The organism is Actinacidiphila epipremni (assembly GCF_012034175.1).
Lineage (GTDB): Bacteria > Actinomycetota > Actinomycetes > Streptomycetales > Streptomycetaceae > Actinacidiphila > Actinacidiphila epipremni.
In genome coordinates this window covers 73,161-87,332 of sequence record NZ_JAATEJ010000030.1, presented here as the reverse complement: position 1 = coordinate 87,332, position 14,172 = coordinate 73,161, and the positions used below count along the sequence as shown (strand labels likewise).

Annotated in this window: 14 protein-coding genes and 1 pseudogene; 12 read left to right on the top strand and 3 right to left on the bottom strand. The window is 73.9% G+C overall.

What is annotated here, in order from left to right; genetic code table 11:
• The first annotated feature begins 157 nt into the window (after window positions 1–157).
• The 6 genes and pseudogenes from ald to HCN08_RS29395 all read left to right on the top strand — a co-directional run bounded on the left by ald (window position 158) and on the right by HCN08_RS29395 (window position 6,311).
• Entirely contained in the window at window positions 158–1,273 is a 1,116-nt protein-coding gene (gene ald, locus HCN08_RS29420) for an alanine dehydrogenase (RefSeq protein ID WP_167986357.1), read from the top strand.
• A 435-nt stretch (window positions 1,274–1,708) separates the two neighbouring features.
• Window positions 1,709–2,638: pseudogene (locus HCN08_RS29415) on the top strand (ParA family protein); the annotation flags it as partial.
• Window positions 2,623–3,309, top strand: coding sequence for a hypothetical protein (locus HCN08_RS29410; protein WP_167986331.1), 687 nt, complete (start codon window positions 2,623–2,625; stop codon window positions 3,307–3,309). The pseudogene HCN08_RS29415 and the gene HCN08_RS29410, both read left to right, overlap by 16 nt.
• A 64-nt stretch (window positions 3,310–3,373) precedes the next feature.
• Window positions 3,374–4,480, top strand: a complete 1,107-nt coding sequence (locus tag HCN08_RS29405; protein WP_167986330.1) for a segregation and condensation protein A — start codon at window positions 3,374–3,376, stop codon at window positions 4,478–4,480.
• Window positions 4,477–5,169 (top strand): SMC-Scp complex subunit ScpB, encoded by a 693-nt coding sequence (gene scpB / locus HCN08_RS29400; RefSeq protein WP_167986329.1) that lies wholly within the window; start codon window positions 4,477–4,479, stop codon window positions 5,167–5,169. The genes HCN08_RS29405 and scpB overlap by 4 nt, the downstream gene beginning before the upstream one ends.
• Complete coding sequence (locus HCN08_RS29395) at window positions 5,169–6,311, top strand: pseudouridine synthase (protein ID WP_167986328.1); 1,143 nt, start codon at window positions 5,169–5,171, stop codon at window positions 6,309–6,311. The genes scpB and HCN08_RS29395 overlap by 1 nt, the downstream gene beginning before the upstream one ends.
• A gap of 7 nt (window positions 6,312–6,318) precedes the next feature.
• Here HCN08_RS29395 and HCN08_RS29390 read toward each other — a convergent pair whose 3' ends face one another.
• Window positions 6,319–7,029: a nucleotidyltransferase domain-containing protein gene (locus HCN08_RS29390; RefSeq protein ID WP_167986327.1), complete on the bottom strand. Its 711-nt coding sequence runs from the start codon at window positions 7,027–7,029 to the stop codon at window positions 6,319–6,321.
• A 211-nt stretch (window positions 7,030–7,240) separates the two neighbouring features.
• Here HCN08_RS29390 and HCN08_RS29385 point away from each other — a divergent pair, with 211 nt between their 5' ends.
• From HCN08_RS29385 to der, 4 genes are all read left to right on the top strand, one after another.
• Complete coding sequence (locus HCN08_RS29385; protein ID WP_167986326.1) at window positions 7,241–8,326, top strand: prephenate dehydrogenase; 1,086 nt, start codon at window positions 7,241–7,243, stop codon at window positions 8,324–8,326.
• Between the two features lie 124 nt (window positions 8,327–8,450).
• A complete protein-coding gene (gene cmk / locus HCN08_RS29380; protein ID WP_322974755.1) occupies window positions 8,451–9,131 on the top strand; it encodes a (d)CMP kinase in 681 nt (226 codons plus the stop codon).
• Window positions 9,132–9,193: 62 nt separating this feature from the next.
• The gene (locus HCN08_RS29375; protein WP_206319393.1) at window positions 9,194–9,781 is read left to right on the top strand and encodes a lysophospholipid acyltransferase family protein; all 588 of its coding nucleotides are present in this window, start codon (window positions 9,194–9,196) and stop codon (window positions 9,779–9,781) included.
• Window positions 9,782–9,856: 75 nt separating this feature from the next.
• Entirely contained in the window at window positions 9,857–11,314 is a 1,458-nt protein-coding gene (gene der, locus HCN08_RS29370) for a ribosome biogenesis GTPase Der (RefSeq protein WP_167986324.1), read from the top strand.
• Between the two features lie 31 nt (window positions 11,315–11,345).
• On the opposite strand, the gene HCN08_RS29365 is transcribed toward der, so the two are convergent.
• Window positions 11,346–11,666 carry a hypothetical protein gene (locus HCN08_RS29365; RefSeq protein ID WP_206319382.1) on the bottom strand — a complete coding sequence of 107 codons (321 nt, stop codon included), beginning with the start codon at window positions 11,664–11,666 and terminating at the stop codon, window positions 11,346–11,348.
• Between the two features lie 82 nt (window positions 11,667–11,748).
• Window positions 11,749–12,723 carry a hypothetical protein gene (locus HCN08_RS29360; protein WP_167986323.1) on the bottom strand — a complete coding sequence of 325 codons (975 nt, stop codon included), beginning with the start codon at window positions 12,721–12,723 and terminating at the stop codon, window positions 11,749–11,751.
• Between the two features lie 221 nt (window positions 12,724–12,944).
• Here HCN08_RS29360 and HCN08_RS29355 point away from each other — a divergent pair, with 221 nt between their 5' ends.
• Both HCN08_RS29355 and HCN08_RS36770 read left to right on the top strand, forming a co-directional pair.
• Window positions 12,945–13,568 (top strand): LysM peptidoglycan-binding domain-containing protein, encoded by a 624-nt coding sequence (locus HCN08_RS29355; RefSeq protein WP_240970542.1) that lies wholly within the window; start codon window positions 12,945–12,947, stop codon window positions 13,566–13,568.
• Between the two features lie 316 nt (window positions 13,569–13,884).
• A complete protein-coding gene (locus tag HCN08_RS36770) occupies window positions 13,885–14,154 on the top strand; it encodes an I78 family peptidase inhibitor (RefSeq protein WP_322974754.1) in 270 nt (89 codons plus the stop codon).
• The last annotated feature ends 18 nt before the right edge of the window (window positions 14,155–14,172 follow it).

Sequence of the window (14,172 nt, the reverse complement as noted above, 5' to 3'; positions counted from 1 at the left end):
GCCACTTTGTAAGGCTGGACAGCGGCTGCTCCTTCACTAGACTGGCCACAGCCGCACACAACGCGGTCAGGTCCGACGTGTCGTGCCATCCTGCACCATGTCAGGACGAACTCTCCCCGCAACCTGGGCAACCCTGAGCGCAAGGACCGTGATCGACGTGAAGGTGGGCATCCCCCGCGAGGTCAAGAACAACGAGTTCCGCGTGGCCATCACCCCGGCCGGCGTGCACGAACTCGTCCGAGGCGGACACACCGTCGTCGTCGAGGAGGGCGCGGGCGCCGGCTCCTCGATCCCCGACGCCGAGTACGTGGCGGCCGGCGCCGGCATCCTCGGCAGCGCCGACGACGTGTGGGCGCAGGCCGATCTGCTGCTCAAGGTCAAGGAGCCGGTCGCCGAGGAGTACCACCGGCTGCGCAAGGGCCAGACGCTCTTCACCTATCTGCACCTCGCCGCCTCCCGCGCCTGCACCGACGCGCTGCTGGAGTCCGGCACGACCGCGATCGCGTACGAGACGGTCGAGACCGCCGACCGCCGGCTGCCGCTGCTGGCCCCGATGTCCGAGGTGGCCGGCCGGCTCGCCCCGCAGGTCGGCGCGTACCACCTGATGCGCTCGGCCGGCGGCCGGGGCGTGCTGCCCGGCGGCGTGCCCGGCGTGCAGTCCGGCCGCGCCGTCGTCATCGGCGCCGGCGTCTCCGGCTGGCACGCCACCACCATCGCGCTGGGCCTCGGCTTCCACGTCACCCTGCTCGACAAGGACGTGAACAAGCTGCGCGAGGCCGACAAGGTCTTCGGCAACCGCGTGCAGACCGTCGCCTCCAACGCGCTCGCGCTGGAGCAGGCCGTGCGGGAGGCCGACCTGGTGATCGGCGCGGTCCTCATCCCCGGCGCCAAGGCGCCCAAGCTGGTCACCAACGAGCTGGTCTCGCGCATGAAGCAGGGCTCGGTGCTGGTCGACATCGCCATCGACCAGGGCGGCTGCTTCGAGGACTCCCGCCCCACCACGCACGCCGAACCCACCTTCCCTGTCCACGACTCGGTGTTCTACTGCGTCGCCAACATGCCCGGCGCGGTCCCCAACACCTCCACCTACGCGCTCACCAATGCCACGCTGCCGTACGTGCTCGAACTCGCCGGCCGCGGCTGGCGGGAGGCGCTGCGCCGCGACCCGGCGCTCGCGCTCGGCCTCAACACCCATGAGGGACAGGTCGTTTACGGACCGGTGGCCGACGCTCACGGACTGGATTCGGTCGAACTCCACAATCTCCTGGGCTGAGTTGGGGCACCAGGTGTCACGGCCGGTCCGCCCGCCGCCGACCCCTGGAAGTGCCAACAGTGCACCTGCGGCCGGGACTTGCCATGTGCAAGTCCCGGCCGTTCAACTGCTTACGCCCTTGACAGCGGGGTGTTCGGTTGCCGACACATCGTGCCGTGTCCGGCGGATTGTGTTGCTGCGAACCCTCGACACGCCATAGAGTCGCGAAACGTCGGCTGTAGTCACGCTGACCTGTTGAGAAGTTTCCTGGTCACCAAGGAGGTAAGACGACTTGTGAATGAGTCGACATTTGCTCCCGGGGGTGGTCAACCAGGAATGACCGTCGGTTCCGTCGCGGTCCACACCTTCGAGTCGCGCAGAACCGAGACCGCCGGGGAAGCCCCACCCGTCTACGCCATGGGCGCCTACGGCGACGACAACGACGATTTGCAGGACGGTCAGTTCTACGACCCCGACGCGGAGTACGAGCCCGACCCCGAGTACGCCGCGACGCTCGCCCCCGACGCCGCCCGGCAGCGCCGCGAGCGCGTCGGACCCACCGGCCGCCCCCTGCCGTACTTCCCGATCCCCAACCCGCTCACCGACCACGGGCCGGCGAAGATCGTCGCGATGTGCAACCAGAAGGGCGGGGTCGGCAAGACCACCTCGACCATCAACCTGGGCGCCGCGCTCGCCGAGTACGGCCGCCGGGTGCTGCTGGTGGACTTCGACCCGCAGGGCGCGCTGTCCGTCGGCCTCGGCGTCAACCCGATGGAACTGGACATCACGGTCTACAATCTGCTGATGGAACGCGGACTCGCCGCCGACGAGGTGCTGCTGAAGACCGCCGTGCCCGGCATGGACCTGCTGCCCAGCAACATCGACCTGTCCGCCGCCGAGGTGCAGCTGGTCAGCGAGGTGGCCCGGGAGTCGGCGCTCGCGCGGGCCCTGAAGCCGCTGCTGCCCGACTACGACTACATCGTGATCGACTGCCAGCCCTCGCTCGGCCTGCTCACCGTCAACGCGCTCACCGCCGCGCACTCGGTCATCGTGCCGCTGGAGTGCGAGTTCTTCGCGCTGCGCGGGGTCGCGCTGCTCACCGAGACCATCGAGAAGGTCCGCGAGCGGCTCAACCCCGAGCTGGAGCTCGACGGCATCCTCGCCACCATGTACGACTCCAGGACCGTGCACAGCCGCGAGGTCCTCGCGCGCGTCGTCGAGGCGTTCGACGAGCACGTCTTCCACACCGTCATCGGCCGTACCGTGCGTTTCCCGGAGACCACCGTCGCCGGTGAGCCGATCACCACCTACGCCTCCAACTCCGTCGGCGCCGCCGCCTACCGCCAACTCGCCAGGGAGGTGCTCGCCCGGTGCCACGCCGAGTGACCCTGCCGGGCGCGGACGAGCTGTTCCGGACGACCGGGGGTGCGGCGCTCCAGGCACCGCAGCCCCGGCAGCAGCCGCAGCAGCACAGCGGCGGCGAGCCACAGGGCGACACCCGGCCCCGGCCGGCCCAGGAGGGCGACGCGGCCGGTGGGCAGGAGGCGGCCGAGGAGGGCCGGGAGCGCGCGGGCGGCGACCGGGCCCCCGCGGAACACGCCGGACGGGACATCCCGGCCGGCCGCAGACCGCTCGGCGGCGCCGCAACCCCCGCGGCGGCCCCCGGCGCGGCCACGGGCACCGTCAACGGCAGCGCGCCGGCGGCCCCGCAACCGCAGGTGCCCGCCCAGCAGGCGCCCGTACCGGCGCAGCACCCCGTGCCGCCGCCGATCACCGCGCAGCCCGGCCCCGCACAGCCCGCGGCCGGCGCCCGCCGCAAGGCGCCGCGGCAGAACCGCAGGCCCAGCGGTCGCGAGCGGCACGACGAGAAGATCACCGTCTACGTGTCGGCCGAGGAGCTGATGGACCTGGAGCACGCCCGCCTGGTCCTGCGCGGCGAGCACGGCCTGGCCATCGACCGCGGCCGGATCGTCCGGGAGGCCGTTGCCGTGGTGCTGGCCGACCTGGAGTCGCGCGGCGACGCCAGCATCCTCGTACGCCGGCTGCGCGGGCGCTGAGCCCCGCGGCGGCGCTCCGGGGGGAGGTAACCTGCCATTTCCGCCCCCCGCACACTGGACCCCCATGCCGACCACCACCGACTCCGCCGACCGCCCCCGCCGCCGCCTCGGCCGCGGGGTCCCGACATGGCAGGAGCCGCCCGCGCCCGCACCGGCGGCGGAGCCCGTGGCGGAACCGGAGCCGGCGGCCGAGGACGGGACCGAAGACGTATCCGCGGCCGGCGACGTACCCGAGCACGTGACGGACGACGTACCCGAAGGACCGGAGCCCGCGCCCGGCGAGGAGCAGGGCGAGGAGGCCGACGACGGGCGGTTCACCGTACGGCTGCACAATTTCGAGGGGCCCTTCGACCTGCTGCTCCAGCTGATCTCCAAGCACAAGCTGGATGTCACCGAGGTCGCGCTGTCCAAGGTCACCAACGAGTTCATGGCGTACCTCAACGCCATGGGGCCGGACTGGGACCTCGACCAGACCACCGAGTTCCTGGTCGTCGCCGCGACGCTGCTGGACCTCAAGGCCGCCCGGCTGCTGCCCGCCGCCGAGGTCGAGGACGAGGCGGACCTCGCGCTGCTCGAAGCCCGTGACCTGCTCTTCGCCCGGCTGCTGCAATACCGCGCCTACAAGCAGATCGCCGCGATCTTCGCCGAGCGCCTGGAGGCCGAGGCGCTGCGCCGGCCGCGTACCGTGGGCCTGGAGCCGCAGCACGCCGAGCTGCTGCCCGAGGTCGTGCTCAGCATCGGCCCCGAGGGCTTCGCGCGGCTCGCGGTCAAGGCCATGCAGCCGCGGCCCAAGCCCCAGGTGTACGTCGACCACATCCACGCCCCGCTGGTCAGCGTGCGCGAGCAGGCCGAGCGGGTGATCGCCCTGCTGCGCGAGCGCGGCCAGGCGAGCTTCGCCGAGCTGACCGCGGACGCGCCCGACACGCTCACCGTCGTCGCCCGCTTCCTGGCGCTGCTGGAGCTCTACCGCGAGAAGGCGGTCGGCCTCGACCAGCCCGAGGCGCTGGGCGACCTGCAGATCCGCTGGACCGGCGGCGAGCAGCCGCCCGACGCGCCGCTGGTGACCGACGAGTTCGACCAGGAAGCCAAGCCGGCCGGAAGCAACAAGAACGACAAGAACGACAAGAACGTCAAGAGCGCCGGGAACGCCGGGAACGGAGAACAGCGATGACCGAGGTGACGGATCTCACCGCCGGCCTCGACCTGCCCGAGCAGCAGGCCGAACCGGCCGGGCTGCTCAGCGACGCCATCGCCGGGCTGGAGCTCAAGCCCGCCCTGGAGGCGGTGCTGATGGTGGTCGACGAACCCGCCACCGAGGAGCAGCTGGCGAAGGTGCTGGACCGCCCGCGGCGGGCGGTCGGCAAGGCGCTGCGCGAGCTGTCCGACGACTACACCCGTGAGGGCCGCGGCTTTGACCTGCGGCTGGTCGCCGGCGGCTGGCGCTTCTACACCCGCCCGGACTTCGCGCCCGCGGTGGAGAAGTTCGTGCTGGACGGCCAGCACGCCCGGCTCACCCAGGCCGCCCTGGAGACGCTCGCGGTCGTCGCCTACCGGCAACCGGTCAGCCGCTCACGGGTCTCGGCGGTGCGCGGCGTCAACTGCGACGGCGTCATGCGCACACTCCTCCAGCGCGGGCTGGTCGTCGAAGGTGGGACGGAACCCGAGACAGGTGCGATCCTGTACAGGACGACGAACTACTTCCTGGAACGCATGGGCCTGCGCAGCCTCGACGAGCTGCCCGAGCTCGCCCCGTTCCTGCCGGACGCGGAAGCGGTCGAGGCGGAGTCCCAGGAAGGGATCCCGTCCTTCGATCCGGACGCCCCGGACGAACCCTCCACCCTTGCGAAGACGGACGATTGATGCCAAGCAGCGACAGGAACAGCGGCGACCGGAACCCCAGGGGCGGCTCCGACCGCGGCGGCGGCGCCTCCCGCGGCACCTCCCGTGGCGGCGGCACGCCCCGCCGCGGTGACGCCCCCCGCCGGGGTGACGCCCCGCGCCGCGGCGACGCGCCCCGCCGCGCGGACGGCGCCCCGCAGCGCCCGCGCAAGCCCCGCCCCGAGGAGCGCCGCTACGACGTCGGCGGCACCGGCCAGTCCGGCGCCAACAAGCCCGGCGGCATGCCCCGCACCAAGCCCGGCGGCGCCGGCCCCGCGGGCAACCGCGGGCGCACCGCCCCGGCCCGCCCCCGCGAGCTGGACGCGCAGATCGAGGAGCGCAACCGCGAGCGGCACAGCAAGCCCAAGCTCGACCTGCCCAAGACCTTCCCCGGCGCCGAGCAGGAGGGCGAGCGGCTGCAGAAGGTGCTGGCGAGGGCCGGCATGGGCTCGCGGCGGGCGTGCGAGGAGCTGATCGAGCAGCACCGCGTCGAGGTCAACGGCAAGATCGTCACCGAGCAGGGCCTGCGGGTCGACACCGACCGCGACGAGGTCAAGGTCGACGGCCTGACGGTCGCCACCCAGTCCTTCCTGTTCTTCGCGCTCAACAAGCCCGCCGGTGTCGTCTCGACGATGGAGGACCCCGACGGGCGGCAGTGCCTCGGCGACTACGTCACCAACCGGGAGACCCGGCTCTTCCACGTCGGCCGGCTGGACACCGAGACCGAGGGCCTGATCCTGCTCACCAACCACGGCGAGCTGGCCCACCGGCTGACCCACCCCCGCTACGGCGTGCGCAAGACGTATCTGGCCGCGATCCAGGGCCCGCTGCCGCGCGACCTCGGCAAGCAGCTCAAGAACGGCATCGAGCTGGAGGACGGCTGGGCCCGCGCCGACCACTTCCGCATCGTGCAGAACACCGGCAAGAACTACCTGGTCGAGGTCACCCTGCACGAGGGCCGCAAGCACATCGTGCGGCGGATGCTCGCCGAGGCCGGCTTCCCCGTCGACAAGCTGGTCCGCACCGGCTTTGGCCCGATCCCGCTGGGCGACCAGAAGTCCGGCTGGCTGCGCCGGCTGACCAACACCGAGGTCGGCATGCTGATGCGCGAGGTGGACCTGTAGGGCGGCGTCAGGCCGCCGGCGCCTGCGCGGACGCCCGCCGGACCCGTACCAGGAAGTCCTCCACCCGGGCCCGGTCGGGCTCCGCGGGCAGCGGGCTGCGGGCGGCTGCGGCGTCGACCTCGTCGAACAGCGTCCGCGCCCGGCCGCGTACGTCCTCCCAGCCCAGCTCGCCGCGCCGCACCGCGAGCAGCGCCTCGCGCCGCTCGCCCACCTCGACGGTCAGGGTGCCGGTACGCAGCAGGTCGCGGCAGCTGGTCAGCAGCCGCAGCAGATGCATCGCGTGCTTCCAGCGCGGTACGCCCCGGGCCCGGATCTCCGCCTCCAGCCTGCCGAGCTGCTGCTGGGCGTAGCCGCGGAAGGTCGCCTGCACCAGGCGGGACAAGAACGCCTCCCGCAGCCCCAGCAGCTCGCGGCCCGTGCTGTCGGCCCGCTCGACCAGCGGTGAGTGCAGGCACTCCAGGATGTTGGGGTTGCCGCGCAGCGCGAGCGAGCAGAAGCGCTCGATCTCCCAGGAGAACTCCTCCTCGCGCGGGCCCGTCACATGCGTCGGCGGCTTGTCCAGCCGCCAGAACAGCGGCGTCGGCGCCACGTACACCCCGCGCCGGTCGATGTCGCTGCCGTCGGTGGCCAGCCCGAACGCCCGCGAGCCCATCACACACGCGTAGACCGTGTGCTCCCGGACGAGCTCGTGCCCCAGCGACCCCAGCGATTCGCGCATGGGGGCGATTATCGCCAGGAGGCAGCCGCCCGCGCCGGGAATTGCCTGCTTCGGGCGATGCCCAGCGGGACACGGGAGGCGCCAGGGGCGCCCGGGAGGCACGGGGGAGCGCCGGGCAGGGCCCGGGCAGGGGCCGGCAGGGCCGCGACCGGTGCGTCTCGCGGTACGGTCCGGCGTCTCACGGCGGGCCCGCGCTGGCTACGCTGGGCCCGTGAGAACCGCACTCGTCATCGGCGCAGGACTCGTCGGCACGTCCGCCGCGCTGGCGCTGACCGCCCGCGGTGTCGACGTCCGGCTCAGCGACCGCGACGAGTCCGCCGCCAGGACCGCCGCTGCCCTCGGCGCCGGCAGCGCAACGGCGCCGGACGGGACCGTGGACCTGGTGATCGTCGCCGTACCGCCGGCGCATGTCGCCTCCTGCCTCGCCGACGCCATGGCCCGGGGCCTCGGCCGCGGCTACCTCGACGTCGCGAGCGTCAAGGGCGGCCCGCGCCGCGACCTGGAGGCCCTCGGCGGCGACCTCACCCGCTACATCGGCACCCACCCGATGGCCGGCCGCGAGCGCTCCGGCCCGCTCGCCGCGACCGCCGACCTCTTCGAGGGCCGCCCCTGGGTGCTCACCCCCACGCAGGCCACCGACACCGAGGTGCTCAACCTCGCGCTGGAGCTGGTCGCGCTGTGCGGCGGGGTCCCGGTCGTCATGGAGGCCGACGCCCACGACCGGGCCGTCGCGCTGGTCTCGCACACCCCGCAGCTGGTCTCCAGCATGGTCGCCGCCCGGCTCCAGCACGCCGAGGACAGCACCGTGCGGCTGTGCGGCCAGGGCATCCTCGACGTGACGCGGATCGCCGGCTCCGAGCCCGCGATGTGGATGGACATCCTCGCCGCCAACCCCGGCCCCGTCGCCGACGTCCTCGCCGACCTCGCCGCCGACCTCGGCAGCGCGGTGGAGTCGCTGCGCGCCCTGCAGAGCGCCGACGAGGGCAAGCGGCACGGCGGCGCCGCCGGCATCGAGGACCTGCTGCGCCGCGGCAACGCCGGCCGCGCCAAGGTCCCCGGCAAGCACGGCACGGCCCCGACCGCGTACGAGGTCGTCGGCGTCCTCATCGGCGACCAGCCCGGCGAGCTGGCCCGGCTCTTCGCCGACGCCGGAGCCGCCGGCGTCAACATCGAGGACGTGCGCATCGAGCACAGCACCGCCCAGCAGGCCGGCCTGGTCCAGCTCTTCGTCGAGCCCCGCTCGGCCCCGGTGCTGGCCGCCGCCCTGCGCGAGCGGGCCTGGTCGCTGCGTCCCTGAGGCCCGAGCGGTCCTGGCCGCTGCGCCGCCGGAGCGCGGGCGGGGACGGAGCGGGGCCGCGCGGCCGGTAATCTTGGGGGAATGGCCCGGCAGCCCGGCCGGTCGCACGAGGAAAGGCCCCAGCGTGGACAACCCGGTGATCGTCGCCATCGACGGCCCCTCCGGCACAGGCAAGTCCAGCACCTCCAAGGCGGTCGCCGCCAGGCTCGGGCTCAGCTACCTGGACACCGGAGCGCAGTACCGGGCCATGACCTGGTGGATGCTGGCCAACGGCGTGGACGTGCAGGACCCGGCCGCCGTCGCCGACGCCAGCGGCAAGCCCGTGGTCACCTCCGGCACCGACCCGCTGCACCCGCAGATCAGCGTGGACGGCACCGACGTCTCCGGGCCGATCCGCTCGCAGGAGGTCACCGCGGCCGTCAGCGCGGTCAGCGCCGTACCCGAGGTGCGGGCCCGGATGGTCGACTTCCAGCGCCGCACCGCCGCCGCCGCACCTGCCGGCATAGTGGTCGAGGGCCGGGACATCGGCACCACCGTGCTGCCCGCCGCGACCGTCAAGATCTTCCTGACCGCCTCCGCCGAGGTCCGCGCCGCCCGCCGCAGCGGCGAGCTGAACGGCGCGGTGAGCGTCGCCGCGACCCGCGAGGCGCTGATCCGCCGGGACGCCGCCGATTCCGGCCGGACGACCTCCCCGCTGGCCAAGGCCGACGACGCCGTGGAGGTGGACACCTCCGAGCTGACGCTGGACGAGGTCGTGGACCGTATCGTCGCGCTGGTCGAGCAGCGGCGGGCGGCCGTCAGGTGAGCGAAGTGAGCCGGCCGAGCCCGCGCGGCGCCGCGGTCGCCCGCGGCATCGGCATCGGCCTGATGTACGGCCTGTGGCGCCCGCGGGTGCTCGGCGCTTGGCGGGTCCCGGCGCAGGGCCCGGTCATCCTGGCCGGCAACCACGCGCACAACGTCGACGGCCCGATGCTCATCGGCACCTGCCCGCGCCCGCTGCACTTCCTGGTGAAGAAGGAGGCGTTCGTCGGGCCGCTCGACCCGTTCCTGCGCGGCATCGGCCAGATCGAGATCGACCGCAGCAGCGCCGACCGCACCGCCATCGCCACCGCGCTCGGGGTGCTGGAGCGCGGCGGCGTCCTCGGCATCTTCCCCGAGGGCACCCGCGGCGCCGGCGGCGACTTCGCCCAGCTGCGCGCCGGGCTCGCCTACTTCGCCGTACGCTCGGGAGCACCGATCGTGCCGGTCGCGGTGCTCGGCAGCGCCCGCAAGGGCCGCCTGGTGTCCGCGCTGCCGCCGCTGCGCAGCCGCATCGACGTCGTCTACGGCGAGCCGTTCGAGGCCGGCGACGGCTCGGGGCTGCGCACGCGCAAGGCGCTGGACGCCGCCACCGCGGTCATCCAGAAGCGGCTGACCGCGCACATGACCGAGGCCCGGCAGGCCACCGGCCACTGAACCACCGCCGCCGCACGCCACCGCCCCCGGGCCGTACGTGCCGCGCGCACCACTGCCCAACCGACGGAGAGACCGATGGACCAGCACGACCCGCACGGCGAGACCGGCGCGCTCGGCGACGCCGAATACGCCGAGTTCATGGAACTCGCCGCCGAAGAGGGCTTTGACCCGGAGGACGTCGCCGACGACCTCGCGGCGGCCGGGCACGGCCCGCTGCCGGTGCTCGCCGTCGTGGGCCGCCCCAATGTCGGCAAGTCGACCCTGGTCAACCGGATCATCGGCCGCCGCGAGGCCGTCGTCGAGGACCGTCCGGGCGTCACCCGCGACCGGGTGACGTACGAGGCGCACTGGAACGGCCGCCGCTTCAAGATCGTCGACACCGGCGGCTGGGAGCAGGACGTGCTCGGCATCGACGCCTCGGTCGCCGCGCAGGCGGAGTTCGCCATCGAGGCCGCCGACGCGGTCGTCTTCGTCGTGGACGCCACCGTCGGCGCCACCGACACCGACGAGGCCGTCGTCAAGCTGCTGCGCCGGGCCGGCAAGCCCGTGGTGCTCGCCGCCAACAAGGTCGACGGCCCCTCCGGCGAGGCCGACGCCGCCGCGCTGTGGAACCTGGGCCTCGGCGAGCCCTTCCCCGTCTCCTCACTGCACGGCCGCGGCACCGGCGACCTGCTGGACGCCATCCTTGAGGCGCTGCCCGAGGCGCCGGAGATGACGTACGAGCAGGTCACCGGCGGGCCGCGGCGTATCGCGCTGATCGGGCGGCCCAACGTCGGCAAGTCGTCCATGCTCAACAAGATCGCCGGCGAGGACCGGGTCGTCGTCAACGAGATGGCCGGCACCACCCGCGACCCGGTCGACGAGCTCATCGAACTCGGCGGCAGGACATGGAAGTTCATCGACACCGCGGGCATCCGGCGGCGCGTCCACCTCACCGAGGGCGCCGACTACTACGCCAGCCTGCGCACCGCCGCCGCCCTGGAGAAGGCCGAGGTCGCGGTCATCCTGATCGACGTCGCCGAGACGCTCGCCGAGCAGGACATGCGCATCATCACCATGGCCGTCGAGGCCGGCCGCGCGGTCGTCATCGCCTACAACAAGTGGGACCTGCTGGACGAGGAGCGCCGCTACTACCTGGAGCGCGAGATCGAGCGCGACCTCGTGCAGGTGCAGTGGGCGCCGCGGGTGAACGTCTCGGCGCGCACCGGGCGGCACATGGAAAAGCTCGTCCCGGCGATCGAGACCGCGCTCGCCGGCTGGGAGACCCGGGTGCCGACCGGCAGGCTCAACGCCTTCCTCGGCGAACTCGTCGCCGCCCACCCGCACCCGATCCGCGGCGGCAAGCAGCCGCGCATCCTGTTCGGCACCCAGGCCGGCACCAAGCCGCCGCGCTTCGTGCTCTTCGCCTCCGGCTTCCTGGAGGCGGGCTACCGGCGCTTCATCGAGCGCCGGCTGCGCGAGGAGTTCGGCTTCGAGGGCACCCCCATCCAGGTGTCGGTGCGGGTGCGCGAGAAGCGCGGACGCAAGAAGTAGCGGGGCGCCGCGCGGGGGGCCGGCCCCGGCCTCAGCGGTCGTGCAGCCGGTTGTCGCCGCGGCCCGGCGGCAGCGCGGCCGGGCCGTTGCCCCGGTGCCGGCCGGACGTCGGCGGGTAGTCGGGGTGCCATGCGTCGAACCCGTTGAACTGCAGCGCCTCCTCGCCGGTCCGGTCACCGGGCAGCGTGCGGAACAGCCGACGGTACTCGCTGTAGAGCGCGTCGTAGATCGGCGTGGCGGTGCCACCGCCTCCGGCGGGATCCTGCGCACTGCGCATGGGGGGGATGTAGCGCTGGAAAGGGGACCGGGAGGAGGCGTCGAAGGTCTGCACGTCCTGCCAACGACCCCGCATTCCCGCAGGATGCGGGCCGCCCGGCTGAACTTTGCGCCGCGCCGCCCGGTCGCGCCGGCGCACCGCGGCGCACGCCGGGGGCTCAGGTCCCCGACAGCGGCATGGTCGCCGCGACGAGCTGGCCGCGGGCGCAGGCCCGCTCCAGCGCCTCGCGCATCAGGTCCTCGCGGGGCTGGCGGCCGATCGCGCCGGACGGGCCGGCGTACACATACACCGCCTTGCTGCGCTGCACCGCCGCCCGCCAGCCGTCGCTGACGTGCAGCGGCTGGTGCGCCTGCCACCACGCCGTCGCGGGCGCGCCGCCCGCCGAGGGCTGCAGGATCGCGTGCAGCTTGCCCATCGCGAGCAGCACCGACCAGCCGGCCAGCGGCGAGGGGGCCGCCGACAGGTCGAGCTGCGGCATGAAGCCCTGCTCGATGAGCAGCGGCAGGAAGTCGTCACCGCCGCCGGTGGCGCCGACCCGGGCGACCGGCCCGGTCGGCTCGATCACCAGCGCGGGGCGCAGCGCGTCCTCCACGATGATCAGCCCGCACGTGATGCCGAGCACCGCCTGCCGCGGCGCCTGCTCCCCGCCGGGCACCGGTGCCGGTACGGGGGCGGGGGCGGTCGGGGCGGACGGCGCCGGCGGAGGGGAACCGGCGGACGGGACGGACAGCGGGGCGGGCGGCGCCTGGGAGGGGAACGGCACCGGCGCGGACCCCGCCGACCCCGCGCGCCCCCCGCTTCCCCCGCTTCCCCCGCTTCCAGCGCTCCCCGGGCCCCCGGCGCTCCCGGCCGGCTCCTCGCCGGCGATGCTGCGCACGGCACCCTGCAACTGCGCCTCCGAGACCGGCACGACCTGCGACGGGATGCAGGCGGCGTGCGCGAAGGCCAGCACCGCGGTCTCGTCGCCGACGAAGAGCACCGTGCTGGTCCGCTCCTGCGTGCTGTCCCCGGGAGTCCGGCAGGACGTGCAGTCGTACGCGCCGGGGGCGTTGTCGCCCGCGAGGAGACGCTGCGTCTCCTCCTCCCCGATCTCGGCTCGTACCTCGTCGCTCACGTCGAGCAGGGGCGCCACGGGAGTCTCCTTGGTCCGTTTGGCCGGGCCTGCCCCGGCGCACTGTGACAACGGACGGTCTGCGCCGGGAGTCACGGTTTGCCGTACCGCGGCTTGGCGCCCCGCGCGGCGAGCTGGGCCGAACGGGTGGGGCGGCGCGCCGGCGGGGGCGCGCCGCCCGCGGATCCGGGGGAGAGCGTGCTTAGCGTGGCCCGATGAGCGAGAAATCGTCTTATCGTCATATGTCGAGGCGTCAGCGTGCCGCCGCCCTCGCCGGACTCGGCGCCGCGGCCCTGCTGCCGCTGTGCGCCCAGCCCGCCCGCGCGGCGGCCCCGGCCGCTCCCGCGGGACCACCGGCCACGCTGCCCGCCCTCGCCGCACTCGGCGTCCCGGCGGACGCACCCACCAGGGCGCCGGCCCGCGCCCACTCCGTCTGGGACGACCTCGCGATGTGCGAGAGCAGCGGGGACTGGCACATCAACAGCGGCAACGGCTTCTACGGCGGGCTCCAGTTCTGGCAGCCGACCTGGAAGCAGTTCGGCGGCCAGAAGTACGCCAGGCGCGCGGACCTCGCCACGCCCGCGCAGCAGATCGCGGTCGCGGAGGCGGTGCTGCGCGTCCAGGGCTGGAAGGCCTGGCCGGTGTGCTCCAAGCGGCTCGGCCTGACCGGCCACAAGAAGCAGCAGGCCCACCCCGCACACCCCGCCGCCACCGCGCACACCGTCCGCCCCGGCGAGACCCTCGCGGGCATCGCCCGCGCCCAGCACGTCTCCGGCGGCTGGTCGACGCTCTACAGCCGCAACAAGTCGGCGGTCGGTCCCGACCCCGACCTCCTCCGCCCCGGCACCGTCCTCACCCTCGGCTGAACCCCGCCGCCCGCCGCGCCCGGCCTGCGGCTCCCACCGCCGGCGGGCCGGGCGCGGCGCACGTACCGGACTTACCGGCCGAAGCCCCGCCGCGGGCCGGCGGAGCAGTTGCCGAGGGCCACGGATTCACAATCCGTCCCATATAGCGGGCGCCGGCAGGACGGTGGGCATTGCAGAGAGTTGTGCGGAAATCGTGTGCACAGCAAATTCACCGGCAACCGGTATTCACCTCTTTGCCATGTCCCGGATGCACGATCCGTGACGCGTACCCGGCAGCCGGAGGCGCCGCCCGGCCCGGCGGCCTACGGTGGCAGGCATGGCGCCCTCATCCCCCTCGGAAGACCCGCACCCGCACCTGCCGCGCACCGGCGGCCCCGGCAAGCCCTTTCCCGGCGACGTCCCGCGCGACGACCTGGACTCCTATGTCGGCCTGCCCCGCGAGGAGGCCGAACGGCAAGCCCGCGCACGCGGCTGGGACCCCGTGCGCAGCCTGCCGCGCGACGCCGTCGTGACGATGGAGTATCTGGCCGGCCGGCTCAACTTCACCGTCGACGGCGACCGCGTCGTCCGCTGCTGGATGGGCTGAGCCCGGCCCCCGGGCGGC

Bases quoted from the DNA above. Each gene is read 5' to 3' on its own strand.
- HCN08_RS29375 (WP_206319393.1), top strand. From the start codon at position 9,194: ATGTACGGCCTGTGGCGCCCGCGGGTGCTCGGCGCTTGGCGGGTCCCG.
- HCN08_RS29365 (WP_206319382.1), bottom strand. From the start codon at position 11,666: ATGCGGGGTCGTTGGCAGGACGTGCAGACCTTCGACGCCTCCTCCCGG.
- der (WP_167986324.1), top strand. From the start codon at position 9,857: ATGGACCAGCACGACCCGCACGGCGAGACCGGCGCGCTCGGCGACGCC.
- HCN08_RS29405 (WP_167986330.1), top strand. From the start codon at position 3,374: ATGCCGACCACCACCGACTCCGCCGACCGCCCCCGCCGCCGCCTCGGC.
- HCN08_RS29395 (WP_167986328.1), top strand. From the start codon at position 5,169: ATGCCAAGCAGCGACAGGAACAGCGGCGACCGGAACCCCAGGGGCGGC.
- HCN08_RS36770 (WP_322974754.1), top strand. From the start codon at position 13,885: ATGGCGCCCTCATCCCCCTCGGAAGACCCGCACCCGCACCTGCCGCGC.
- HCN08_RS29390 (WP_167986327.1), bottom strand. From the start codon at position 7,029: ATGCGCGAATCGCTGGGGTCGCTGGGGCACGAGCTCGTCCGGGAGCAC.
- HCN08_RS29355 (WP_240970542.1), top strand. From the start codon at position 12,945: ATGTCGAGGCGTCAGCGTGCCGCCGCCCTCGCCGGACTCGGCGCCGCG.
- scpB (WP_167986329.1), top strand. From the start codon at position 4,477: ATGACCGAGGTGACGGATCTCACCGCCGGCCTCGACCTGCCCGAGCAG.